We start from the raw sequence: 26,244 nt of genomic DNA on the forward strand, positions 1-26,244 counted from the left end.
GGTGTGCTGTCGTTGGTGAGCACATCATCAAGCGCTACTGTCGGTGCAACTGCATCAACCACAGCTGTTGCTGGGCCTGATGTATTGCCAGCAGGATCTTCTGTTACTGCTGTTACCGTGTCACCATCATTTAAGCCTGGGTTTGGCACAGTCCAACTACCATCCGGTCCTGCAACAACTGTTGCTGTATTACCGTTAGGATACGTCACAGTCACTGTTGAACCAGGTTCTGCTGTACCTGTAATCGGGTCTGTCCCGTTAACCGGGTCAATCACTGGCGCTGCAGGAGCAACTGTGTCTAATGTATAAATTTGCGTATCGTTAACTGTGCTGCTGTTACCTGCTGCATCAGTGAAGGTTACTTTGGCATCAATGGTTTTATCTGTATCAGCAACCAAACCACTACCTGGTACGCTTACTGTCCATGTACCTGCTGCACTGTCTACAGTTGCAGTATAAGTCACCCCATTAATAACAACTGTAACAGCTGTAGTAGCCGCATCTGAAGGAACGTTTTTGAGAACGCCTGTGATTGTGACATTGCCCGTTGCTTCTGATGCATTAATCACGTTGTCCGCTGTGACAGAGTCAACTGCAAAGTTAACACCATCTGTATTTGGACCAACGGCATCGACAATAGCTGTACCTGGTAATGATGGGTTGCCTGCAGGGTCTGTAGCAATCGCTTCAACTTCATCGCCATCATTGAGACCTGGGTTTGGTACAGTCCACGTACCATCCGGTCCTGCTACAACACTTGCTGTACTACCATCAGGATACGTCACAGTCACTGTCGAACCAGGTTCTGCTGTACCTGTAATCGGGTCTGTCCCGTTAACCGGGTCAATCACTGGTGCTGCAGGAGCAACTGTGTCTAATGTATAAATTTGCGTATCGTTAACTGTGCTGCTGTTACCTGCTGCATCTGTAAACGTTACAGTCGCATCAATTGTTTTATCTGCATCTGCCTCTAAGCCACTGCCAGGCACATTTACTGTCCACGTCCCTGCTGCACTATCTACAGTTGCAGTATAAGTCACCCCATTCACAACAACTGTTACTACAGTATTGGTTGCATCTGATGGAATATTTTTAAGAACACCAGTAATCGCGACATCACCAGCCGCTTCTGATGCATTAATCACATTGTCAGCTGTTACAAGATCAACTGAGAAATCAACTTCATCTGTAGTAGGAGCAGCAGTATCAATTGTATAAGTTTGCGTATCTTTAACAGTGCTACTATTACCTGCCGCATCTTTAAAGGTTACAGTAGCATCAATGGTTTTATCTGTATCTGCTGTTAAACCACTACCTGGTACGCTTACTGTCCATGTACCCGCTGCTTTATCTACAGTTGCATTATAAGTTACCCCATTAATAACAACTGTAACGGCCGTATTGGCCGCATCTGCTGGAATGTTTTTCAAAACACCTGTAATGGTGACATTTCCTGCCGCTTCTGATGCATTAATTACATTATCTGAAGTAACAGGGTCAACTGAGAAGGTTACCCCATCTGTACTTGGTGGTGTTGTATCGGTAGGTGTTGAAGAATCATCATCACTATCACTGTTCGACGCTGCAGCAATAATACCACCCGCAACTAAGGGGATAGCCCATAACCATGGGTTTATACCTGCATCGTGATAAAGTAATGGTTCAATTGAAGAAATAGGCTGATAAATAACGTCAGAGACCAGTTCTTGTGGGGCTTCTGCTGGTAAAGCAGCTGGTAAATCTTCTGCTACCAGAGCTTGAGGTTCAACATCACTGTCGGCATCTGCATCAGCGTCTGCATCGGCGTCCGCATCATTTTCAGCATCTTTGAATTTTGCCCAAATTAGCTGTCCATTTTCATCTTGAAAAACAAGGCTGTTATCTTTAGGCTCAGCCGTTCCACTAAAGAAGCCTTCAATAACAATGGTTTGTCCATTTTTCAGTCGAATGACTGCATTGGTACCCTCCCTATTTACGACCAACACATCACTGGCAGCCACTTTTACCAATACGACCGACGCTTCTGAAAGTTTTGCAGAAGTCCCTTGGATTGTTGACAAGGTATCATGACTATCCTTGGCAATAATTTGTATTTCAGGCATATCTGTATTCCTTTTATATTATTGATTTAAATGATTTTATGTATAATTCTTTTTACTTAATGTTTCTAAGTTTTTGACCTACAACTTAAAAACATTAAGTAATGTGATCATTTTTACATTAAACACTTTAAAATAAAAAAAACAAATACTAAAGTACCTAAAGAAAAAATTTTAATTAATACAAATTATATATAAGTCTTTATTAGGTTTTTCTTATGTTAATTTAATGAAAAATCACATTAAACGTTTTATATATAAAACAAATTTATTATTTATCTATTTACCATTTGTTGAAAAATCATTTAATTAAAATATTCATATAACAATTATTAATATCTTAATAAAATAAAATATATTATTAATGATATATATAGAAAAAAAAGGCTTTAGGTAATATTTTACTATTACACTAAAACCTAATTTTTAAATGATTTATAAAATTTAAAACTGTTTATATTTAGAAATTATCTGGACTCTCAAATCTTTTTACTTCTTGTAACTTATTCGGGTCATGCATTGTTGCAATGCCATCCTCAGTTTTTTGGTCTACAAGAATATCTGGATTAAAAACGGTGATTGTCTCTCTACCCAACGCATCTTCGCCAACAATATACTGAAAGCCTCTTCGATTCATCTTATGACACAATCTTTGATAAAAACCTTTTAATCCTTCAGTTTCTTCATTGGGATTGTAATAAAAAGCATTCATCACAGCTGGCAAGCCCAGACCACACACGATGCCCGATAACAACACACTAATAAAAGTATAGCCAATCAGGATACTACTATAGGGACTTAATGCAGGAATATTGGCAACTGCCAAAATCAATGCAAGTGAAATCCCCCCTCGTACCCCACCCCAAGATAAAATAGTTAAACTACCGTTATAGCTTTTCATTTTCCGCATATTCGGGAAAAAGGCAAAAGCCATGAAGTTGGCTGCAAAACGAGAGATATGAAGAATAAAGAATGCAACAATACCGCCTAAAATCAGGCTAAAGTTTAAATCTAGAATAAATAGCTCTAAACCAATTAAAGTGAATAAAAATGAGTTGATGATTCCTTCTACTGTATGCCAGAAATGGTTAACTTCTTGAATCTCACGCTCTTCTCGTATTTCTTTCCATTTGTTCCCAACAATTAAGCCACCAATTACACAAGCGATTGGTGCTGATGCATGCGCAAATAAAGCAACCAAATATGCTCCGCTGGCGAGTAGCGCGGTAGTTAAAATCAGGGACTCCATTTCATGTTTACCACGTAATAGACGCAACACCCCTACACCAAATGCCCAACCAATCCCGACAGCAACAATAATTTCATAGAGTAGAGCTTCTAATGTCGCTACCAATGAAAAATGTTCACCCTGTAAAACATTAAGTAAAGTCATAAACAATGCAATACACATTGCATCATTAAATAGTGATTCACCTTCTAGCTTAACAATTAAATGATGGGGTGCACGAATCGAACTAAGTACACCTTTAATACCAATTGGATCTGTTGCGCCTAAAGCTGCACCTAAAAGTAACAACACCAGAATTGGCACGTGATATCCAACTAGTAATTGGAATCCATAAAGTAAACCACCAAACAATACGGCGCAAAGTACTAAAGCAATCGTTGCTAAGATACTAATTTGTTTCCAATAACTTTTTAGATCTGAAATTTTAAATTTGAGTGCCGAAGAAGTTAGAATAAAACAAATAACACCATTAATTAAAAAATCATAAAAATCGATATGGCGTACTGCTTCTTCAATATTATGAATATTAATGGTAATAAACTGGTTACCGTTTAGTAAGCTAGCACCCCACTGTAAAATAAAGACAAAAATTGCCGAAACAAGAGGAACACCAATCGCCTGTGGAAAGCCTAAAATACGCTTATTAAAAATTGTGGTTGCAATTGATAGTGCAAAAACCACTGTAAACGCTTGTAGTAGAAAAAAATTACCCATGAATACCCTTCTTCTGGGTCAACGACCAAATAAAACTTTGCTAGATCGACCAAACTTAATAAAAAACTGACATGAACAATGCCATAATCATAAAAAACAGAAATTAGGAGACAAGTTTAACCAATTGATTGAGCAATCTATCAATCTGTTAAATTTCTTAACATTATTTACAGTGATAATCTAAAGAAAAAAGATGAGCTTATTAAATATGTTTAACAAGTCTCATCCTATAAATTTTAAACTGGATTATTAAAAGTATCGCATTGGTTAATATCACCGGTTTTTAACCCGACCTGAAACCAGTGCATTCGCTGTTCACTGCTCCCGTGAGTAAAGCTATCAGGAACAACCTGACCCGTAGAGCGCTTCTGTAAATAATCATCACCAATTTTTTGAGCGGCATCCATCGCTTCTTCAATGTCACCTTGTTCTAAAAATTGAGTTCGCTGTTGATTATGACTCGCCCAAATACCTGCTAAACAGTCAGCTTGTAATTCTTGGCGAACAGACAATTGGTTCCCCTCTGTTTGGCTTACTTGTGCACGAGCTTGCTGGACTTGTGATGAAATACCGAGCAAAGTTTGAATATGATGCCCTACCTCATGTGCGACAACATAAGCTTGTGCAAAATCCCCAGCTTGATCTTGTCTAGAAAGCTCAGTTTGGTTCTGCTCACCAGAGATTCCCATTTGCTGACGCATGTCTTTAAAGAATTCTGTATCGATATACACCTTCTGGTCTGCTGGACAATAAAATGGTCCCATAGCAGATTGAGCAGTACCACATCCCGACTGAACCATTCCGCTAAACAATACTAATGTTGGTGGCGTATAGCTTTTACCTAACTGTTTAAATATGGGAGTCCACGTATCCTCCGTATCAGCCAAAACCGTTCCAACAAAATCCGAGGCTTCTTTTTGCTCTGCCGTTAAACTTTTTGGTGCAGTTGCATTTGATTGTTGTGAGGCAGTAACTTGCTGCGTTGCTTGATAAGCCTGTTGTGGATCAACACCAAAGAACTTCCAAGCAACAAATGCAACAACCAAACCAATAATGCTGATACCACCTGCTCTAACACCGCCACCACCTCGACGGTCCTCAACATTGCTACTAATTCGACGACCTTTCCAGCGCATAATTTCCCTCTTCTTTTTAGAATGGCATCATGAACCCGATGCTTTTTTAGGCCACATTTTTTGTATTAAGCTTACGATTAATAAAACAATTGCACCAGCAACCAATCCTATTCCAAAGTTAATCAGTGTCGGGGTTAAAGCACCAATGATATTACCCACTGCAGGTATTGTTTCTACATGGTCAACTGTGTTTTCTGTTAAGTGATGAAGCAACGGAATCGTATGATTAATAATCCCGCCACCAACTAAGAACATTGCAATAGTGCCCACGATTGAAAGTAATTTCATCAAAATAGGAGCAAAAGCTAATAGACCTCGACCTATAGTTTGCTTAAATGAGGTCGACTGTTCTGTTAAATATAATCCCAAATCATCAATTTTAACAATCATACCAACTAGGCCATAAACGCCGATCGTCATCACAATTGCAATAACGCTTAGAACGCTTACCTTTGTCATTAAAGTAGCTGTAGCAACTGTACCGAGCGTAATCACCACGATCTCAGCCGATAAAATAAAGTCAGTTCTTACTGCTCCTTTTATTTTTTCCTTTTCAAAAGTTGCTAAGTCTAATTCTTCATTTTCAAGCTCTGCTTTTGCTTCCTCTGAGGTAGAGGCTTTTTTATGCATAAAAGTATGAAGAACTTTTTCTACGCCCTCATAACATAAGAATAAACCACCTAGCATTAATAAAGGATTAATGAGCCAAGGGGCAATCACGCTAATTAATAATGCTAAAGGCACTAAAATAAGTTTATTAACAAATGATCCCTTCGCCACCTTCCAAACAATAGGTAACTCACGGTCTGAACGGACGCCCGTCACCTGTTGAGCATTTAAGGCCAAATCATCACCTAAAACTCCGGCAGTTTTCTTAGCTGCCATTTTGCTCATTAAAGCGACATCATCTAAAATCGTTGCAATATCGTCTAGTAGTAAAAGTAAGCCACTCGCCATTTCTTATCCAAGTTTGTATTTATTAAGCTATTGTAAGATGATTTTTTTGAATTTCTGTAATTTTACTGAATAAATTCACAATATTATTTTAAGAAAAGTTTACCCAATCGCTGACGAAAATTTTTTATTTCCCGTACAATAATGCCAATCTTTTATATTACAGGGCTTACTACCCCTGATTAAGCCAATACGATAGTGGAATAAATAATGAGTAATGTTGATCAGCGTCCAATTATTTTGACAGGCGACCGCCCAACCGGACAACTTCATCTTGGACATTTTGTCGGTTCTTTGCGTTCACGTGTAGGTTTACAGGATAGCCATCATCAACATCTCTTGTTAGCAGATGCACAAGCATTAACAGATAATGCAGATAACCCGGATAAAGTCCGTCGCAATATTTTGGAAGTTGCCCTAGATTATTTAGCTGTAGGCATTGATCCAACCAAAACCACAATTTGTGTTCAATCTTGCTTACCAGCATTGAATGAACTCACCATGCTCTATCTTAACTTTGTGACTGTTGCACGTTTAGAACGTAACCCAACCATTAAATCTGAAATTCAAATGCGCGGTTTCGAACGTGACATTCCCGCAGGTTTCCTTTGCTACCCTGTTGCACAAGCGGCTGACATTACTGCTTTTAAAGCAACTGTGGTTCCAGTGGGTGAAGATCAGATTCCAATGATTGAACAAACCAATGAAATCGTACGCCGAGTTAATCGCCAAATCGGTCAAGATCTTTTGCCTGAATGTAAAGCTTTGCTTTCTAATATGGCACGCCTACCTGGTTTTGATGGTAAAGCGAAAATGTCTAAATCATTAGGCAACACCATCGTTTTAAATGCTTCTGATAAAGACATTAAAAAAGCTGTTAATGCGATGTACACCGACCCTAATCACCTTCGTATTGAAGATCCAGGTCAAGTTGAAGGCAATATTGTATTTACCTACTTAGATGCATTTGACCCAAATAAAGAAGAAGTTGAAGAATTAAAAGCCCACTATCGTCGCGGTGGTCTTGGTGATGGTACGGTTAAAAAACGTCTTGAAGGTGTGTTAAAAGAATTAATTACACCTATTCGTGAACGTCGCGAAGAACTTGCTAAAGATCCTGATTATATTATGGACGTTTTACGCCAAGGTACAGATAAGTGCCGTCTTATTACTCAACAGACTTTAGACGAAGTTAAAGATGGTTTAGGTTTATTTAAATTTTAATCCTCTTTAAAAAAACTAAAAGCCCTTCGGGGCTTTTTTTATGTTTATTTGGTTAATACAATTCATTTTTTAGAATTACTAACGTATTGACAACCATTCACACGCTTTTACCCTATTAACGTGAAGTAACACTTATTAACGCTAATAGCGATGAAGAATTTCTTAACACTCTCTATTATTCACTATGTAGGTTACATCATATGAGCCTCACGACATTTCTCCTTAAACCGAAACTGTTTTTACAGATTCGTTGTTCTACGCAATGATCACCCCAATCATTGCGTATTTTTTTGCCTATAATAATGTTGGCAATTTAGGTTGAAATTCAACCGAGTTACAGCAATGCTTCTGTTAAAAATGCTCAAACTTCTTTGTCTGATCAAGTGGTGAATAGCGCGCTACGCTATCGCTCACAAGCGCCTTTGATTGATAACTTAATGAATGAATTGGGCTTACAAAGTTGTGATGTCAATGGTTTAATTCAAGGGTTGAAACCAAAAGCTTAGTAAGGGTGATACACTCTGTTTAGTACTCCTATTTCAATGTAGACCGAAATGTTAAATGTTCGATCTACAATTTTCATCTTCCGTTTCACCTATTCCTATGGTGAAAATGAGTAATTAGATACCAAGTTCAGTATAAGGTTAGCAAAATATCAAACAGGGCATCTCTCCCCTTGAATTAAATCACGCGTTGATAAAGTAAAGCGAAACAGCAGCCCAACGTTTAATAAGAGAGGCGTTGACTAGCGACCTCTCGATGAATGAATAAAAGTGGGGGACTAAGCTTTATGGACTAGATGGTAGTAAAGAAATTTGTTTAAGAGGCTCGCGTTTTACCCCAAGTTCGCGAAGCTTTTCCATAAAACTAGATTCCTTTATTGGTAGACCACCAATGATTTTCCCTACTTCAGCGTTGATGACAGCAGCAACAATCAATCCACCGATTGCTCCACCTGCAGCGCCAGCTCCTGTGGCTTGACCGTAGCTCATATTTCCTGAGGAAAAGTTCTTACCAATTATGGCACCAGTAGCACCTCCTACTGAGCCAGCTGTGGCAAAGGATACTAGACTAACCTTATGGGATGCAGGTTCTTTAGTATAAGCTAGAGTATTACACGTCACATTATCAGATGGAACTTCAACAGGTACTGCCTTTGTTGTGAAGTAGCGATAAATTTTGACTGGCTCCTTAGGGTCTTTTGGTAAGTAAAAGCCACCATCAGTTGCTGCAGGTTGTCCTGGAATTGATGGATAGGCTGGGCTTCGAATTGAAATGCTACCAGGTGCCCCTCGAAAGAACGTGCCCTTTTCATCTATCTTTTCTGACCAATATGGTCCCCGTTCTAGACGAGTGGTCCACTCCACATTGAGTGGACCATAGAGCCCTGTAGTTGAAAGAGGCTCTTTGAGGAAGATACAAGTAAGCTCAACAGGTGTCTGTAACTTTTCTGGATTTGTGGCACACCCCGAAATTAAAGTGCAGAAGAAAATCATACTAGATATTTTCACATACATAACGATTGCCTTTGTCATTAATATTTTTGTAAAGATACAACTAGTCTACTAGATTTTATTAAGTAGACTAAGTCCATGAATACTCCAATTATATTTCCCAGAAAAAAAAACAATATCTCCATTGGGGTTTTAAGATTAAAATCTAATGAATGAGGCTAAACATTTTTCTTTAAAAGGGAATATTTATAAGCGATTGAATATTAATTTATTTATGAAAATTGGTATTAGTCATAAGGCTTCTTTTTCATCTTAAAGAATGAAAATAGGCAATATGTGGAATTTAAATATCATTCAAAAAAATTAATATTTTTTTCAATTCTAAAATCACTTCATCTTCACCATACAAGTACTCATCACCTTCAGGACATATAACGCTAGAATTAGAATCATACTCTCTATTATCTCTTCCTCTGAATTTAAATCATCAAGAAGAACTTGTATTCTTTATGTATTCTTGATAGAGATATCATTTTTATCTATAAATTTTTCGATACAATAAATTAATTCTTCTCTACTCATTTATTTTTCCCTTGAGTTAATTATGTTAATTAGTCAATTTTCTACTAGAATTAATATCATTTCATTTTAATAAAAAACCCCAATGTCTCCATTGGGGTTTTTTTTAAAGATCAAAATCTAACGAATTACGCTAAACCTTTCTCTTTTAAAACTTGCAACATAGTTGAACCAAGCTCAGCTGGGCTACGAGTGTAAGCCATACCTGCTTTTTCAAATGCAGCGAATTTCTCTTCAGCAGTACCTTGACCACCAGAAATGATCGCACCAGCGTGACCCATACGCTTACCTTTAGGAGCAGTTACACCAGCAATGTAACCTACTACAGGCTTAGTCACGTTAGATTTGATGAATTCAGCAGCTTCTTCTTCTGCTGTACCACCGATCTCACCGATCATGATGATTGCATCAGTATCTGGATCGTCTTGGAACAATTGAAGCGCTTCGATTTGGTTCATACCTGGGATTGGGTCACCACCGATACCGATACAAGTAGACTGACCTAAACCAAGCTTAGTTGTTTGAGCAACAGCTTCATAAGTCAATGTACCTGAACGTGAGATGATACCAATACGACCTGGTTGGTGAATGTGACCAGGCATAATACCAATCTTACATTCACCCGGAGTGATTACGCCTGGACAGTTAGGACCAACTAAACGAGTACCGTTACCGTTAGTTTCTAAATAGCGTTTTGCTTTAAGCATGTCGATTGTTGGAACACCTTCAGTGATCACAACGATTAGGCCAACACCTGAATCAACCGCTTCAACGATTGAGTCTAAAACGAATGGAGCTGGTACATAGATTACAGATGCATCTGCATTTGTTTCACGTACAGCTTCTTTCATTGTATTGAATACCGGTAAGTCAAGGTGAGTAGTACCACCTTTACCTGGAGTAACACCACCAACAACTTTTGTACCGTAGTCTAAAGCTTGTGCAGAGTGGAAGGTACCGTTTTTACCAGTAAAACCTTGTACCAATACTTTAGTGTCTTTATTAATTAATACGCTCATGATTGATACTCCCCTTACGCTTTAACAGCAGCTACAACTTTTTCTGCGGCATCAGACAAGCCGTTTGCAGAAATTAATTTCAAACCAGATTCATCAAGTAATTTAGCACCTAACTCAGCGTTGTTACCTTCTAAACGAACAACAACTGGAACAGTTACGTTTACTTCTTGAACCGCTGCAATAATCGCTTCAGCAATCATGTCACAACGTACGATACCACCGAAGATGTTGATTAAAACACCTTGTACAGATGTATCAGCAAGGATGATTTTGAACGCTTCGATTACGCGCTCTTTAGTTGCACCGCCACCAACGTCAAGGAAGTTTGCAGGCTGACCACCATAAAGTTTAATGATGTCCATAGTTGCCATTGCAAGACCAGCACCATTAACCATACAACCGATGTTACCTTCTAAAGCAACATAGTTAAGATCAAATTCAGATGCTTTTAATTCACGCTCATTCTCTTGAGATTTATCACGTAAAGCAGCAACTTTAGGTAAACGGTAAAGCGCGTTAGAGTCGATACCAACTTTCGCATCAACACATAAAATTTCGCCATTTTCACGAACTGAAAGTGGGTTAATTTCAAATAATGCAAAGTCATTTTCAACAAATGCTTGGTAAGCAGCTGTCATGATTTTTACGAATTGACCGATTTGTTTGTCTTTCAGACCTAATGCAAACGCAACTTCACGCGCTTGGAATGGTTGTAAGCCAACTAATGGATCAACTTCAACTTTGATAATTTTTTCTGGAGTTTCTTCAGCAACTTTCTCGATTTCTACACCACCTTCTGTAGAAGCCATGAAAGTAATACGACGGCTAGAACGGTCTACAACCGCGCCCAAGTAAAGCTCACGCTCAACTGGATATACGTCTTCAGCAACAATAATGCTGTTTACTGGTTGACCATTTGCATCTGTTTGATACGTTACAAGACGAGTACCAATGATATTGTTTGCAAATTCGATAACGTCTTCTTTAGATTTTGCAACTTTAACGCCACCAGCCTTACCACGACCACCAGCATGAACTTGCGCTTTCATTACCGCGAATTTACCACCAAGCTGTTCAAATGCAGCAACTGCTTCGTCTGCATTGGTAGCCAAGATACCTTCTTGTACTGGCATACCATATTCTTTCAATAACGCTTTAGCTTGATACTCATGTAAGTTCATTTAGTTACCTACTTAACTTTGTTTGTTGTCTTCAATTTGCGCAACATTCTCATGTTGTATATGCAAATTGCTGTCTACGTCTTTCACCTTGATGCTTTTTTAATCACACCATCGAATGTGAAAAAGAGCGGAGAACCGCTCTTTATTTTATTTACGCTTACGTTGAATCGCGTGAATTGCACGACCATCTACAGCAAGTGCAGCTTCATGAACAACTTCAGAGAATGTTGGATGACCAAATGTCATTAACTGAAGATCTTCAACAGAAGATACAAATTCAAGAGCGATCATACCTTGGTGTACGATATCAGATGCAGCCGGTCCAATAACATGCATACCTAATAAACGGTCAGTTTTTGCATCAGCAACAAACTTAACAAAACCAGCACCTTCACCCGCCGCTAAAGCACGACCATTTACAGCAAAACCGAATTGACCAGTTTTAACTTCATGACCTTTTTCTTTAGCTTGTTCTTCAGTTAAACCAACCCATGCCGCTTCCGGATGTGTATAGATAACAGAAATGATTGTGTCATAGTTCACTTGAGCTGCATGACCATGAATACGCTCAACAGCCATTACACCTTCTTCCATTGCTTTATGAGCCAGCATTGGACCGCGAACCAAGTCACCAATCGCGTATACACCTTCTACAGAAGTTGCACAGTGATCATTTACTTCTACTAAACCACGTTCAGTCAATTTAATGCCTGAATCATCTGCCAATAAACCTTCTGCGTAAGCTTTACGGCCTACACAAACGATTAATTTGTCAAAAGTCTGAGTTTTTTCTTCGCCACCTTGAGTGTATTTAACAGTCACTTCACGACCATTAACTTCAGTACCAGAAACTTTAGCACCAATACGAATATCAAGGCCTTGCTTAGTTAAAAGTTTTTGGTAGTCTTTCGCCAAAGCTTTATCAGCCATTGGTAAGAATGCATCCATTGCTTCAAAAACAACAACTTCAGCACCAAGACGACGCCAAACAGAACCAAGCTCTAAACCGATTACACCAGCACCAATTACACCTAAACGCTTAGGTACTTCTGGGAAGTTCAATGCACCAGTTGAATCAACAATAATATCTTGATCTACAGGAGCTACTGGAATATTTACAGGCACAGAACCAGACGCAAGAATAACGTATTTAGGTTCTAAAACTTGAGTTTCGCCTTCATGAGAAACGAACTCAACTTTTTTACCAGCAAGTAATTTACCTGTACCTTTTAACCATTCAATACCATTGCCTTTAAGCAATTGATCGATACCACCAGTTAATTGGTCAACAATTTTGTCTTTACGAGCAAGAAGCTTAGCAAGATCAAAATTCACTTCACCTGTAGTGATACCGTGGTCAGCTAAGTGATGTACTGTATCTTCATAACGGTGAGAAGAGTCAAGTAATGCTTTAGAAGGAATACAACCTACGTTTAAGCATGTACCACCTAAAGATGGCTTACCGTTGTGAATACGTTTTTCGATACAAGCGACTTTAAAACCTAGTTGAGCAGCGCGAATCGCAGCTTCATAACCACCAGGACCACCGCCAATAACAACAAGATCAAACTGTTGAGACATTGTTTATCTCCATGGTCCGAGATAGAGGATCACTCTACCTCGGTAATATTATTCGAAGAAATTAAAGATCAAGGATGAGTTTAGCTGGCTCTTCTAACAATTCTTTGATTGCTACCAAGAAACCTACAGCTTCTTTACCATCGATCATACGGTGGTCATAAGAAAGTGCTAAATACATCATTGGCAAGATTTCAACTTGACCATTTACAGCCATAGGACGCTCTTGGATTTTGTGCATACCCAAGATACCAGTTTGTGGCTGATTCAAAATTGGAGTTGAAAGTAATGAACCGAAAGTACCACCGTTAGTGATTGTGAAAGTACCACCAGTCATTTCTTCGATAGATAATTTACCATCACGTGCTTTACCAGCATAAGCAGCAATACCTGCTTCAACTTCTGCATAGCTCATACGGTCAGTATCACGTAATACTGGAACAACAAGACCACGATCAGAAGATACTGCAACACCAATGTCATAGTAACCGTGATAAACAATATCATCGCCATCAATTGAAGCGTTTACAGCTGGGTAGCGTTTAAGTGCTTCAGTCGCAGCCTTAACAAAGAATGACATGAAGCCTAAACGAGCGCCATGGCGTTTTTCAAACGCATCTTTATATTGCTTACGCAATTCCATGATTGGCTTCATGTTAACTTCGTTGAATGTAGTTAACATTGCTGTTTCTTGAGTAGCAGCAAGAAGACGCTCAGCAACACGCTTACGTAAACGAGTCATTGGAACACGTTTTTCGATACGTTCACCAACAGCTACACTTAACGGAGTAACGTTAGCAGCTGGTTTAGCTTGATGGTTTGCAACATCTTCTTTAGTGATACGACCACCACGACCAGTACCTTGTACGTCAGCAGCAGCAATACCAGATTCAGTTAAAGCTTTACGAACCGCAGGAGCTTGGTCAGATACAGTTTCTGTACGTTCAACAACAGGCGCTGCACCAGCTTGAGTTTGAGCAACTGCTTGTTCTACTGCTGCAGGAGCAGCAGCTGCGCCAGCACCAGCTTCAAACTGAGCAATTACTTCGTCAGAAAGAACTGTATCGCCTTCATCTTTAATGATTGCAACTAAGCTACCATCAGCAGGAGCAACCACTTCTAAAACAACTTTGTCGGTTTCAATATCACAGATCACTTCGTCACGTGATACAGGTTCACCCACCTTTTTGTGCCAAGTTGCGATGGTTCCATCTGCAACAGACTCTGGGAATACCGGTGCTTTAATTTCGGTTGCCATTATTGAGAATCTCCTGATTGTTCAGCTTCGATTGCCAATGCATCATTAATTAGCTGAGCTTGTTGTTTTGCATGCAAGTACGGTGAGCCACAAGCTGGTGCAGCAGAAGCTTCACGACCTGCAAAACTGATACGGATTTGTTTGCCAGATTTTAAGATATCGTCATATAAACGCGGTGCGATAAATAACCATGCGCCTTGGTTCTTCGGCTCTTCTTGTGCCCAAACAAGTTCTTTTACGTTTGGATATGCAGCCAAGATTTCCGCAAGACGTTGCTCTGGATATGGATACAACTGTTCAATACGTACAATTGCGACATTAGTTAAGTTTTGCTCACGACGTTTTTCAAGTAAGTCGTAATAAACTTTACCGCCACAAAGTACAAGACGAGTTACATCTGACTTGTTAATTTGATCGATTTCGTCAATTACAGTTTGGAATGAACCATTTGCAAGCTCTTCTAAAGTAGAAGTCGCAAGTTTATGACGAAGTAAAGATTTCGGTGACATTACAATCAATGGCTTACGAATTGGGCGTACAGCTTGACGACGTAATGCGTGGAAAATCTGTGCAGGTGTCGTTGGAGTGATCACTTGCATATTATCTTCAGCACATAACTGTAAGAAACGTTCTAAACGAGCTGATGAGTGTTCTGGGCCTTGACCTTCGAAACCGTGTGGTAACAACATTGTTAAACCACAAACACGTTCCCACTTAGTTTCACCAGAAGCAATGAACTGGTCAATTACAACCTGAGCACAGTTTACGAAGTCACCAAATTGTGCTTCCCAAATAATTAGGCTCTTAGGAATTGTAGTTGCGTAACCATATTCAAATGCAAGAACAGCTTCTTCAGATAAAAGAGAGTCGTAAATCGCAAAACGTGGTTGGTTCTCTTTAACATGACAAAGAGGAATGTAAGTTGAACCATCAGCTTGGTTATGCAATTTCGCATGACGGTGTGAGAAGGTACCACGACCCACGTCTTCACCAGTAATACGAACTAGATAATCTTCATCTAATAAAGTTGCATAAGCTAAAGTTTCTGCTGCACCCCAGTTTAATGGAGTTTCACCAGTTTGCATTTTTACGCGGTCTTCAATTACTTTTTGAACCTGACGCTGCATTACAAACCCTTCAGGAAGTTTGCTCATGCCCTCGCCTAATTCTTTAAGGCGATTCAAGTCAAATGAAGTATCCCAATCGTCTGTGTAGTCATGGCCCAAATATGGAGTCCAATCAACAAACATTTTGGTATTTGGCTCAAGCACTAAAGCATTCGCCACATGATTACCAGCTTCTAAATCAGAACGGTAATCTTCAACCATTTGGTCAGCTTCAGCACGATCAAGTATTTTCTCTTGAACAAGTTGATCAGCATAAAGTGTACGAGTAGTTGCTTTCTTCGCAATTACTTGATACATCAATGGTTGTGTACCAGATGGCTCATCTGCTTCGTTATGGCCGCGACGACGATAACAGAACAAGTCAATTACGACATCTTTACGGAATTCGTGACGGAAATCATGTGCTAATTGAGTAGCAAAGATAACAGCTTCAGGATCATCACCATTTACGTGGAAAATTGGCGCCTGAATCATTTTAGCAACGTCAGTACAATATTCAGTAGAACGTGCATCACGTGGATCAGAAGTTGTGAAACCTACTTGGTTGTTCACAATAATATGAACTGTACCACCAACCGTATAGCCACGAGTTTGTGACATTTGGAAGGTTTCCATGTTCACGCCCTGACCTGCAAATGCCGCATCACCATGAACAATAACTGGTAGTACGTCATCACCGCCAATGTCTCTACGACGTACTTGACGTGCACGTACAGAACCTTCAACTACAGGACCAACAATTTCCAAGTGAGATGGGTTAAATGCCAATGCCAAGTGAACTTCGCCACCCGGAGTCATTACATTACTTGAGAAACCTTGGTGGTATTTAACGTCGCCAGAACCTTTTTTATGAATTGATTTACCTTCGAACTCACCAAATAAGTCCGCAGGGTTTTTACCCATAATATTCACAAGAAGGTTTAAACGGCCACGGTGTGGCATACCGATAACAACTTCTTTACAACCTACAGCACCAGCACGCTGAATAATCTCGTTTACCATAGGAATAAAAGATTCGCCGCCTTCCACACCAAAGCGTTTAGCGCCAACGTATTTATTACCTAAGTATTTTTCAAGACCTTCTGCGGCTGTTAAACGCTCTAAGAAGCCTTTCTTTTGATCATTTGTGTAATTAAATTTACCACGAACACTCTCAAGACGTTGTTGAATCCAACGCTTTTCTTTTGTGTCCACGATATGCATGTATTCAACACCGATTGAACCACAATAGATTGCTTCCATTGCTTCAATCATTTCAGCAAGTGTTGCTTCACTCTTGCCGATCTCAAGATTGCCTGTATTGAATACTGTGTCTAAATCTGATTTGGTTAAACCATGAGCTGAAAGATCTAAATCTGGAATCTCTTCACGCTTAGCAAGACCTAATGGATCTAATTTAGCTTTTTGATGTCCGCGATTACGATAAGCAGCAATAAGTTGTAAAACGCCAATTTGACGACGCTCATGCTCAGTACTTACAGTACTTTGTACAACAGGTTGAACACGATTAGCATTACGTCCTAGTAATAGGAATTGCTCACGCACAGCGCTGTGTGGTTGGTCACCCTTTGGATATTTATCGAAATATTGGCGCCAGTCCTCAGCTACAGAGGTTGGGGAAGTCAGGTACTGCTCGTAAAGTTCTTCAATATACGCTGCACTATCAGCGGAAAGTTCAGTGTCAAGACGCAATGCGTCAGCAACTTCTTGCATTTGTGGACCCATTTCCTATTGCAAAAAATATTACAGGCTGCCTTTTAAGCATACCCATGATGCATAATGCCAAATTGGTAAAAAAGGCATTACTTACCCAACAGGTCACTAAGACCATGGGGCGTCATACTACCTAGAGAGAAAACTCCATAGGTAATTAATGAATCACAACGCCCTCAATGGCATCATCACTCACCTTATACTCGATTAAAACCGAGCAATTTTTTGCAAATCTTTTTAGAAAAATTAACTTTAAAATTAACTTTTCTAAAATGACTTTAACCATAAAAATTAAGCACAGATCTAAGATCGTGCTACTTAAATTAATTTCACTAGTATACGCTTTTTTCACCTATAACTTTGTGGCAAATCGTATCATGTTCTTAAACAACGATTGATTTTTTTGACACATACCACCTATAAATTGGCGAAATACATAAGCGATTTTATCTTTTAATATACGGTGCAATATATAAAATCCTCGCTCTTTTCGACCAAAGTCTAAAGTTTACATTATAAAGTTAAAAAAAAACGCACATCAAGGATGCGCGTTTTCTATTTGTGCAGAATTAACCCGCTTGATCTAATAGCATATTACGGATATGACCGATTGCTTTAGTAGGGTTTAGTCCTTTAGGACATACTGACACACAGTTCATAATACCTTTACAACGGAACAAACTGAATGGATCGTCAAGACGAGCCAAACGGTCTGCGGTAGCAGTATCACGAGAGTCGATAATAAAACGGTATGCATTCAACAATGCTGAAGGACCTAAGAATTTATCAGGGTTCCACCAGAATGATGGGCATGAAGTTGAACAACATGCACAAAGAATACATTCATACAAACCATTTAAGTGTTCACGCTCTTCAGGAGATTGTAAACGCTCTTTAGGTGGAGCTGGTTGGTTGTTGATCAAGAATGGCTGAATTTTGTCATATTGATCATAGAATTGATTCATATCTACAACCAAGTCTTTCACAACTGGTAAACCAGGCAAAGGACGAATCACAATTTTTTCAGGCAGGTCGTTTAAATTCCATAAACAAGCCAAACCATTTTTACCATTAATGTTTACACCATCCGAACCACAAATACCTTCACGGCATGAACGACGGAACGTTAATGATTCATCTTGAACCTTTAAAGCAAGTAATGCATCAAGCAACATACGGTGCTTATCAGTCAATTCAAGCTTGAAAGTTTGCATGTACGGCGCTTTATCCTTATCAGGATCATAGCGGTAGATTTCGAATGTACGAGTACCTCTACTCATCTTTATACTCCCGATTAGAATGTACGTGGTGCTGGTGGAATTGCATCAACAGTCAACGGCTTGAAGCGCACTGGCTTATATTCCAAACGGTTGTCTGATGAATACCATAAAGTATGCTTCATCCACTCATCATCACGGCGACCGTATGAATAAGTTGGGTGATCAGCTGGCAATTCATAATCAACTACAGTATGAGCACCACGACATTCTTTACGCGCAGCAGCTGAAATTAATGTAGCTTTTGCAACTTCATATAAGTTTTCAACTTCAAGCGCTTCAACACGTGCAGTGTTGAATACTTTAGATTTATCTTTCAAGTGAATGTTGCGCACACGTGGTTCAAGAGCAAGAATCTCTTTAACACCTTTATCAAGCAAAGCTTGAGTACGGAATACACCAGCGTGGTCTTGAACGATATCACGAATCGCATCAGCAACTTCTTGTGCATTTTCACCAGAAGTTGATTCATCCAACTTACGTACGCGATCTAATGTTTGCTCTAATACGTTTGTTGGAAGCGGTGCATATTCATCACCATGATGCTTAGTTACGTAGTCGATAATGTGCTCACCAGCAGCTTTACCAAATACAACCAAGTCAAGAAGTGAGTTAGTACCTAAACGGTTTGCACCATGTACTGACACACAAGAACATTCACCAATTGCATAGAAACCTTTTACAGGTTTAGTGTAGTTGTCTGTACCTGCTTCAGGTAAGCACACTTGACCATGCATATTTGTAGGAATACCACCCATTTGATAATGGATTGTTGGTACTACAGGAATTGGTTCTTTAGTAATGTCAACGTTCGCGAATTTTTTACCAATCTCAAATACAGATGGTAAACGCTTCATGATTGTGTCAGCACCTAAGTGGGTCATATCAAGTAAGATATAATCACCTTTTGGACCACAACCACGACCTTCTTTAATTTCTTGGTCCATAGAACGTGATACGAAGTCACGTGGAGCCAAGTCTTTTAAAGTTGGTGCATAACGTTCCATGAACGGTTCGCCGTCTTTGTTACGAAGGATCGCACCTTCACCACGACAACCTTCAGTCAACAATACGCCTGCGCCCGCAACACCTGTTGGGTGGAATTGCCAGAATTCCATATCTTGTAATGGAATACCAGCACGAGCAGCCATACCAAGACCGTCACCAGTGTTGATATAAGCATTTGTTGATGCACGGTAAACACGACCAGCACCACCGGTCGCAAACAATGTCGCTTTTGCTTGGAATACTGCGATATTACCAGTTTCTTGGTCAATCGCTGTTACACCAAGAACATCACCTGCTTCGTTACGGATCAAATCAAGAGCGATCCATTCAACGAAGAACTGAGTGCCCATTTTCACGTTGCTTTGATAAAGCGTGTGTAATAATGCGTGACCAGTACGGTCAGCAGCAGCACAAGCACGTGGAACTGGTTTATCACCATAGTTCGCAGAGTGACCACCGAACGGACGCTGGTAAATTGTACCATCAGCGTTACGGTCAAACGGCATACCCATGTGTTCAAGTTCATATACAACTTTTGGTGCTTCACGACACATAAATTCAATTGCGTCTTGGTCACCTAACCAGTCAGAACCTTTTACCGTATCGTAAAAGTGGAAATGCCAGTTATCTTCTTGCATGTTACCTAACGACGCACCGATACCGCCCTGAGCAGCAACTGTATGTGAACGTGTCGGGAAAACTTTAGTAAGTACTGCAACTTTCAAACCTGCTTGAGCAAGTTGGTAAGATGCACGCATACCAGAACCACCACCACCAACGATAACTGCATCGAAAGTGAGGTTTTGAATATTTGAATAATCTTCTTTAGGGGTTATCGCGCCCATGATATCTTCCTATCAATTCGCCCAGAAAATCTGGATACCCCAGATTGCGTACACAAACACTGCAATAATGACAGCCGTCGTCAGTACAAGGCGTAAACCTTTCGCTGAAGGACCCATTTGACGAGTAGTGACATAGTCAGTGAAAACTTGCCACATACCAATCCATGCGTGTGCGATAAGCGATAAAATTGCCAATAAAGAAAAAATCTTCATTGGTAATGTCATCATGAAGCCAGCCCACTGTTGATAGTCAAATCCACCTTTGCAGAGAATCCAACCAAAAAGAACAACAGTATAAGCTGCTAATACAACCGCACTTACACGCTGGATAAACCAATCACGAGAACCTGAACCAGTTAAACCTGTAGCACTTTTCATTAGAACATAATCCATACAAAGGCTGCGATAATGGCTACCACAGATAAGATCAATGAAATTGTCGCTGCAATACGACCACTTTGCAGTTCTTCAGCAAAACCTAAATCTGCAAGTAAGTGCTTAACTCCAGCAATAAAGTGGAATATCAAGCCGGCTGCAAATACCCAAACAACAAAACGTACAAGGATATTTCCAAAAACGACATTTTTAACGTAGTCAAATCCTTCTGGTGAAGATAATGATTTATCTAGAATCCATAAGAGAACTGGTACTAATAAGAAAACGATGACACCTGATAAACGGTGTAAAATTGATGCAATAGCCACGGGTGAGCGTAAATTTACCGCTAACACCTGACCCATGGACAAATTGACAGGTCTGTTGCTTTTCACAGCGGGCATCCTGTAGGTAGAAACTCCGACCGGAGTTTGTTGAATTAATTCCAAGGAAAGCTGGCATTGTTAGGCAAGCACAGCTCATGCCTAACCTATAAACGACACTGAATTATAAAACGCGAAGTATCAAAATACAAACAATCCACTTTGCCATTTCAGCAAAAAACCATTAAATAAGAATCATTCAAAACAATATTACATTATTAGGCCAATAAAAAAACTATACCTATATACATCATGTCCTTGTTTAAAATAACTTTTTATTTAATTTCATTTTTTCTGAAATTTCTTTTAAATAAGCCGATTTTAGACTAAAGATAAAGTTATAAATTCCTCATATCAATAGAAAAATGATCGCAATACCCTCCTATTTTCAATGTGAGCCACATTTTCAAATAAGTGAACAGACTTATATTTCAGTTAGATATTAAGCGATCTACACTAATTTTTCGAAAGTGAATTTCATTAAAAAACAGTTCTTATGATTTTAAACTCGTCTGATAAGCTATTTTTTATACAATTAAACTTAAAAAAAGAACAATATTCTTTGTTACAACTAAATAAAAATACAATTTTTTTTGAGTAGAAATTTGAAATTACATCATGAGTTTTATGATTTTTTTAAGCGGAGTGGCATTTTCTACCGTCTTATTATTCTAAATTGCAATTTATAAATTTGCTTACAATTGTACTCATCCTTCATTTTTTTTCTGCACGTTCTTGTTGAATTGACTTATTATACCATCCCGATGCAGTGATTTTACTGACTTTTTTGCTCGGGTCTTGATGACTAACTCTCTGTGGGAACGTCATTTTTTATCCATAAGTATAATTGACAAAATTTCAGTACTCACTAATCTTATAGCAAATTTTGACACCGTCTGATTCGCACATGAGAACATTAGGATTTCGAGTCAGATCAACATTCACCAGGACAGGAGATCTATTGAATGTCTGAAGCAAATGGCAAAAAAGCCGTATTACATCTTGATGGCAAAGAAATTGGATTACCAATCTACAGTGGCACTTTAGGTCCAGATGTAATTGATGTCAGCAGCATACTGAAAGAAGGTCATTTTACTTTCGATCCTGGTTTTATGGCGACAGCCGCATGCGAATCTAAAATTACTTTTATTGATGGTGACAAAGGTATTTTATTACACCGCGGCTACCCAATTGATCAGTTAGCAACTCAAGCAGACTATCTTGAAACTTGTTATTTATTATTAAATGGTGAGCTTCCAACTGCTGAACAAAAAGTTGAGTTTGATACGAAAGTACGTGCTCACACTATGGTTCACGATCAAGTTAGCCGTTTCTTCAATGGTTTCCGTCGTGATGCTCACCCAATGGCGATCATGGTCGGTGTTGTAGGTGCATTATCTGCGTTCTATCACAACAACCTAGATATTGAAGACATCAACCACCGTGAAATCACTGCAATTCGCTTAATTGCAAAAATTCCAACACTTGCTGCTTGGAGTTACAAATATACAGTAGGTCAACCATTCATCTACCCACGTAACGATTTAAGTTATGCGGAAAACTTCTTGCACATGATGTTTGCTACTCCTGCTGACCGTGATTACAAAGTTAATCCTGTTCTTGCTCGCGCAATGGATCGTATTTTCACGCTTCATGCTGACCATGAGCAAAATGCTTCTACATCTACAGTACGTCTTGCTGGTTCTACTGGTGCAAACCCGTATGCATGTATCTCTGCTGGTATCTCTGCACTTTGGGGACCTGCTCACGGTGGTGCAAACGAAGCAGTTCTTAAGATGCTTGATGAAATCGGTAGCGTTGAAAACGTTGCAGAGTTCATGGAAAAAGTTAAACGCAAAGAAGTTAAACTTATGGGCTTCGGTCACCGCGTTTACAAAAACTTCGACCCACGTGCTAAAGTAATGAAGCAAACTTGTGACGAAGTTCTTGAAGCTTTAGGCATCAACGATCCTCAATTAGCACTTGCTATGGAGCTTGAGCGTATCGCATTGAACGACCCGTACTTCGTTGAGCGTAAACTTTACCCTAACGTAGACTTCTACTCAGGTATCATCCTTAAAGCGATTGGTATCCCAACAGAAATGTTTACTGTAATCTTCGCTCTTGCTCGTACAGTTGGTTGGATCAGCCACTGGTTAGAAATGCACAGCGGCCCTTACAAAATCGGTCGTCCTCGTCAGCTTTATACTGGTGAAACTCAACGCGACATCAAACGTTAATATTCGAAAGAAAATTAAATAAAAAAAAGCTGCCTTCTGGCAGCTTTTTTTTTATTTAAATCTTTTTCTACTCTACACTTATTCTTCTTCATACATAGTTAACAAGTGATGGCTAATTCCATCTGCTCGCAACCAAGCCAACTCATAACTCGCTTTAGCCAAAGCTAAAACACGTCTTTCAAATTCCACCCATATGGTTTTGACTTGAGACTCCGAAATACCCAAACCACTCTCGTGTGCTAGATGTTTATTCTTTTCACATATCTTTAAAGCGTGATAAAGCTTACGGCCTTGGCTCGCCCCTTCCATTAACCGAACACGCTTACTTAAAATGAAGCCCTCAACATGCTGCAAGTCTGCATGAGGCAGCATCGGTACTAAGATTTGATTCAACTGATCGTCTAAACGCTTCCACACAGCCAAACGCTGCTCTGCCGTATAAGTATTCCATTGAATCACCTCGTGATTAAAACGACGACAACCACGACAAACCTGATCACCAAAAACTGTTGAACAACGCCCTGCACATGGGGTGAGAGAGAGCGTTCGATGATCATTACTCAAAACAAACTCCTTAAATAAACCATATACTTTTTATGGTTTTCTCGCTTATTACAAATTTTCGCGCTAAAATATGCGCCTTAAATTTCTATCTTAATACATTTGGAGTTTTCCATGAACGCTACTGTAGAACAGCTTGCACCTGTAGAACAGCAAGCGACCGCAGGTTGGGTTGTTGCCGCACTATATCAATTTAAAGAAGTTCAAGATCCTGCCGATCTTCAACAACGTTTATTAGACTTAGTGAAAACAATTAATCTTTGCGGAACTCTGATTGTAGCAGGTGAAGGAATTAATGGTACTGTTGCTGGTGATCGCGTAGCAATTGATACTTTACATCAATTTTTGCTCAATGAAGGCTTTGGCGCTATGGAATACAAAGAATCCCATAGTTCTGACAAACCTTTCCGCAAAATGAAAATTAAGCTTAAAGAAGAAATTGTAACTTTAGGCGTTGAAGTTAAACCTCGCGACTTAGTGGGTCACTACCTTGATCCTAAAGAGTGGAATGATTTAATTGCTCGTGATGATGTAATTTTAATCGACACACGTAATGATTACGAATATAAAGCGGGTACGTTTAAGGGCGCCATTGACCCTAAAACAGAAACATTCCGTGAATTCCCAGAATACGTTAAAAAAGAATTAGAGCAACATAAAGATAAAAAAATTGCGATGTTCTGTACTGGTGGTATTCGCTGTGAAAAATCAACGTCTTTACTTCTTCAAGAAGGATTTAAAGAGGTTTACCACCTTAAAGGCGGTATTCTTAAGTACCTAGAAGAAACCCCTGCCGATGAAAGCTTATGGGAAGGCGAATGTTTCGTATTTGACGGACGTACTGCTGTAACTCATGGCGTCGAAGAAGGCGTGAATATTAAATGTCATGCTTGTGGTTGGCCTTTAACTCCTGAAGAGTCGGCTCTACCTAGTTATGAACACGGTGTTTCTTGCGTTTATTGCATCGACAAGACCACAGAAAAGCAAAAAGCTGGTTTCCGTATGCGACAGTCACAAATTGCTGCTGCAAAACGTAAACGCCTATAAAACTATAATATAGTTTTTAAAGGGCATTTAGATTTCTACTGCCCTTTTTTATTTTATATCACTAAATTTTTCGTAATAAAAAACGCCCTAGAAAGGACGTTATTTATTATTTCTTCTAATAAATTAATTTGGCGTATGATACATCAAGTATAATTCATTCAAATTATCTGGGATTTCTTCTGCCAGTTCATCCATTAACTGTCCATTACGACGGAAAGATTCCATCTGTGGATCTTCTTCATCAATTCCACTAAATACCATCATTGGTAAAGTTAAATCAATTAATTGTTCTTCATATTCAGGTGCAAACCATGCATCTTCATTTAAGAACATTGCATCAACAAATCCAACACTCCAGTCGCCTAAGCTAGACTCAACATCGGCTTCTTCAATTTCAAACGGAAATTCAATTCCATTTTCATTTGCTAAGTCTTGTCGAATTGACTCTAACCACGCTTTGATCTGCTGAATAATTTCGGCAGGAACTTTTTTATGGTTATTATCAAATAATTCATCTAACCAACGATCAAACTGAGGGCCTACTGCAATTGCACACAGAAAACCATGAGTTGCAGCGAAATCTAGACCATACTCATTGTGGTCTCCATCTAGATATTCACTTAATTGGTCTAAATCTAACGCACTCATTGTGTTACCTGACTATAAAAAAGAAATCTACGATAGCATAGCATCTAAGCTGACGATGCCCTATTCAGATTTGATTAGTCTTCATCATCAAGATCATCATCGTCTAAATCGTAATCAAAATCTTTTAACTCACGCTCCAAACGGCGTTGAGCCAATAGATCATCAATTAATCTACGTTTTTCTAATGATTCTTTCGCAGTGATTTTGCCTGATGACTCATCAAAACCGACATCATCATCATCACCGTAGTTATCATCTAATTCAAAATCTGTAGAAGACACTAAAACTACCTCTAATGAAAAAATGTGAATGGGTCTAGCCGCTATTTATCTTGGTTATTTAAACGTGTCAAGTTTTATTTATATTTTTTTCATTAAACTGCATATTTGTACTTTTTTTCGCCCAAAAAATTGTGTATTTATAAACCTGAACTATTTTTTTGATCAGAAAAAAATTCTATGATCTTTTCGATGATTTAACCTTGAAAAAAATGATTTTAGCCCAATATTCAAAAAACAGACGTGAATTCAAAGATATTTTTTATTTAACGGTTGCTGATCAAAGCCAAAACATTT

Annotated in this window: 22 protein-coding genes and 1 pseudogene; 5 read left to right on the forward strand and 18 right to left on the reverse strand. The window is 39.1% G+C overall.

What is annotated here, in order from left to right; translation table 11 throughout:
* From AWW73_RS14620 to AWW73_RS14635, 4 genes are all read right to left on the reverse strand, one after another.
* Window positions 1-2,102: Ig-like domain-containing protein (locus AWW73_RS14620; RefSeq protein ID WP_062850021.1), on the reverse strand; the 2,102-nt coding region annotated here is incomplete at its 3' end.
* 457 nt (window positions 2,103-2,559) lie between these two features.
* Complete coding sequence (locus AWW73_RS14625) at window positions 2,560-4,062, reverse strand: cation:proton antiporter (protein ID WP_062850022.1); 1,503 nt, start codon at window positions 4,060-4,062, stop codon at window positions 2,560-2,562.
* A 236-nt stretch (window positions 4,063-4,298) separates the two neighbouring features.
* Entirely contained in the window at window positions 4,299-5,198 is a 900-nt protein-coding gene (gene ypfJ, locus AWW73_RS14630; RefSeq protein WP_062850023.1) for a KPN_02809 family neutral zinc metallopeptidase, read from the reverse strand.
* A 27-nt stretch (window positions 5,199-5,225) separates the two neighbouring features.
* On the reverse strand, window positions 5,226-6,155 hold the full coding sequence (locus tag AWW73_RS14635; protein ID WP_031949147.1) for a DUF808 domain-containing protein: 930 nt from the start codon (window positions 6,153-6,155) through the stop codon (window positions 5,226-5,228).
* 207 nt (window positions 6,156-6,362) lie between these two features.
* Here AWW73_RS14635 and trpS point away from each other — a divergent pair, with 207 nt between their 5' ends.
* Together trpS and AWW73_RS18795 are read left to right on the forward strand one after the other, a co-directional pair.
* On the forward strand, window positions 6,363-7,376 hold the full coding sequence (gene trpS / locus AWW73_RS14640) for a tryptophan--tRNA ligase (RefSeq protein WP_002116097.1): 1,014 nt from the start codon (window positions 6,363-6,365) through the stop codon (window positions 7,374-7,376).
* 347 nt (window positions 7,377-7,723) lie between these two features.
* Window positions 7,724-7,882: pseudogene (locus AWW73_RS18795) on the forward strand (flotillin domain-containing protein); the annotation flags it as partial.
* Between the two features lie 282 nt (window positions 7,883-8,164).
* On the opposite strand, the gene AWW73_RS14645 reads toward AWW73_RS18795, so the two are convergent.
* The 11 genes from AWW73_RS14645 to sdhC all read right to left on the reverse strand — a co-directional run bounded on the left by AWW73_RS14645 (window position 8,165) and on the right by sdhC (window position 21,194).
* Window positions 8,165-8,893 carry a hypothetical protein gene (locus tag AWW73_RS14645; protein ID WP_031949148.1) on the reverse strand — a complete coding sequence of 243 codons (729 nt, stop codon included), beginning with the start codon at window positions 8,891-8,893 and terminating at the stop codon, window positions 8,165-8,167.
* Between the two features lie 644 nt (window positions 8,894-9,537).
* Entirely contained in the window at window positions 9,538-10,428 is an 891-nt protein-coding gene (sucD, locus tag AWW73_RS14650) for a succinate--CoA ligase subunit alpha (protein WP_000114637.1), read from the reverse strand.
* Window positions 10,429-10,442: 14 nt separating this feature from the next.
* Window positions 10,443-11,609 (reverse strand): ADP-forming succinate--CoA ligase subunit beta, encoded by a 1,167-nt coding sequence (sucC, locus tag AWW73_RS14655; RefSeq protein ID WP_001048573.1) that lies wholly within the window; start codon window positions 11,607-11,609, stop codon window positions 10,443-10,445.
* 147 nt (window positions 11,610-11,756) lie between these two features.
* Window positions 11,757-13,190, reverse strand: coding sequence for a dihydrolipoyl dehydrogenase (lpdA, locus tag AWW73_RS14660; protein ID WP_016143314.1), 1,434 nt, complete (start codon window positions 13,188-13,190; stop codon window positions 11,757-11,759).
* Between the two features lie 61 nt (window positions 13,191-13,251).
* Window positions 13,252-14,445, reverse strand: a complete 1,194-nt coding sequence (odhB, locus tag AWW73_RS14665; RefSeq protein WP_016143315.1) for a 2-oxoglutarate dehydrogenase complex dihydrolipoyllysine-residue succinyltransferase — start codon at window positions 14,443-14,445, stop codon at window positions 13,252-13,254.
* Window positions 14,445-17,285 (reverse strand): 2-oxoglutarate dehydrogenase E1 component, encoded by a 2,841-nt coding sequence (locus AWW73_RS14670; protein WP_016143316.1) that lies wholly within the window; start codon window positions 17,283-17,285, stop codon window positions 14,445-14,447. Before AWW73_RS14670 ends, odhB begins: the two co-directional genes overlap by 1 nt.
* 157 nt (window positions 17,286-17,442) lie before the next feature.
* On the reverse strand, window positions 17,443-17,571 hold the full coding sequence (locus AWW73_RS14675; RefSeq protein WP_002116082.1) for a hypothetical protein: 129 nt from the start codon (window positions 17,569-17,571) through the stop codon (window positions 17,443-17,445).
* Window positions 17,572-17,854: 283 nt separating this feature from the next.
* Window positions 17,855-18,565 carry a succinate dehydrogenase iron-sulfur subunit gene (locus AWW73_RS14680; protein WP_002116292.1) on the reverse strand — a complete coding sequence of 237 codons (711 nt, stop codon included), beginning with the start codon at window positions 18,563-18,565 and terminating at the stop codon, window positions 17,855-17,857.
* 14 nt (window positions 18,566-18,579) lie between these two features.
* Entirely contained in the window at window positions 18,580-20,415 is a 1,836-nt protein-coding gene (gene sdhA, locus AWW73_RS14685) for a succinate dehydrogenase flavoprotein subunit (protein ID WP_002116225.1), read from the reverse strand.
* A gap of 12 nt (window positions 20,416-20,427) precedes the next feature.
* Window positions 20,428-20,793, reverse strand: coding sequence for a succinate dehydrogenase, hydrophobic membrane anchor protein (sdhD, locus tag AWW73_RS14690; RefSeq protein ID WP_000833672.1), 366 nt, complete (start codon window positions 20,791-20,793; stop codon window positions 20,428-20,430).
* A complete protein-coding gene (sdhC, locus tag AWW73_RS14695; RefSeq protein ID WP_075384165.1) occupies window positions 20,793-21,194 on the reverse strand; it encodes a succinate dehydrogenase, cytochrome b556 subunit in 402 nt (133 codons plus the stop codon). Before sdhC ends, sdhD begins: the two co-directional genes overlap by 1 nt.
* 475 nt (window positions 21,195-21,669) lie before the next feature.
* Between sdhC and AWW73_RS18810 the strand changes: the two genes are divergently transcribed.
* Complete coding sequence (locus AWW73_RS18810) at window positions 21,670-21,774, forward strand: hypothetical protein (RefSeq protein ID WP_081409650.1); 105 nt, start codon at window positions 21,670-21,672, stop codon at window positions 21,772-21,774.
* A 364-nt stretch (window positions 21,775-22,138) separates the two neighbouring features.
* The gene (gene gltA, locus AWW73_RS14700; RefSeq protein WP_002116327.1) at window positions 22,139-23,413 is read left to right on the forward strand and encodes a citrate synthase; all 1,275 of its coding nucleotides are present in this window, start codon (window positions 22,139-22,141) and stop codon (window positions 23,411-23,413) included.
* Window positions 23,414-23,491: 78 nt separating this feature from the next.
* Here gltA and AWW73_RS14705 read toward each other — a convergent pair whose 3' ends face one another.
* Window positions 23,492-23,977 carry a DUF1289 domain-containing protein gene (locus tag AWW73_RS14705; RefSeq protein ID WP_005064555.1) on the reverse strand — a complete coding sequence of 162 codons (486 nt, stop codon included), beginning with the start codon at window positions 23,975-23,977 and terminating at the stop codon, window positions 23,492-23,494.
* Between the two features lie 111 nt (window positions 23,978-24,088).
* Here AWW73_RS14705 and trhO point away from each other — a divergent pair, with 111 nt between their 5' ends.
* The gene (gene trhO, locus AWW73_RS14710) at window positions 24,089-25,021 is read left to right on the forward strand and encodes an oxygen-dependent tRNA uridine(34) hydroxylase TrhO (protein WP_005064553.1); all 933 of its coding nucleotides are present in this window, start codon (window positions 24,089-24,091) and stop codon (window positions 25,019-25,021) included.
* A gap of 123 nt (window positions 25,022-25,144) precedes the next feature.
* On the opposite strand, the gene AWW73_RS14715 is transcribed toward trhO, so the two are convergent.
* Both AWW73_RS14715 and AWW73_RS14720 read right to left on the reverse strand, forming a co-directional pair.
* Window positions 25,145-25,669, reverse strand: coding sequence for a YecA/YgfB family protein (locus tag AWW73_RS14715; protein ID WP_002116105.1), 525 nt, complete (start codon window positions 25,667-25,669; stop codon window positions 25,145-25,147).
* A 74-nt stretch (window positions 25,670-25,743) separates the two neighbouring features.
* A complete protein-coding gene (locus tag AWW73_RS14720) occupies window positions 25,744-25,950 on the reverse strand; it encodes a PA3496 family putative envelope integrity protein (protein ID WP_002116495.1) in 207 nt (68 codons plus the stop codon).
* Window positions 25,951-26,244: the final 294 nt, after the last annotated feature.

The organism is Acinetobacter lactucae (genome assembly GCF_001605885.1).
Lineage (GTDB): Bacteria > Pseudomonadota > Gammaproteobacteria > Pseudomonadales > Moraxellaceae > Acinetobacter > Acinetobacter lactucae.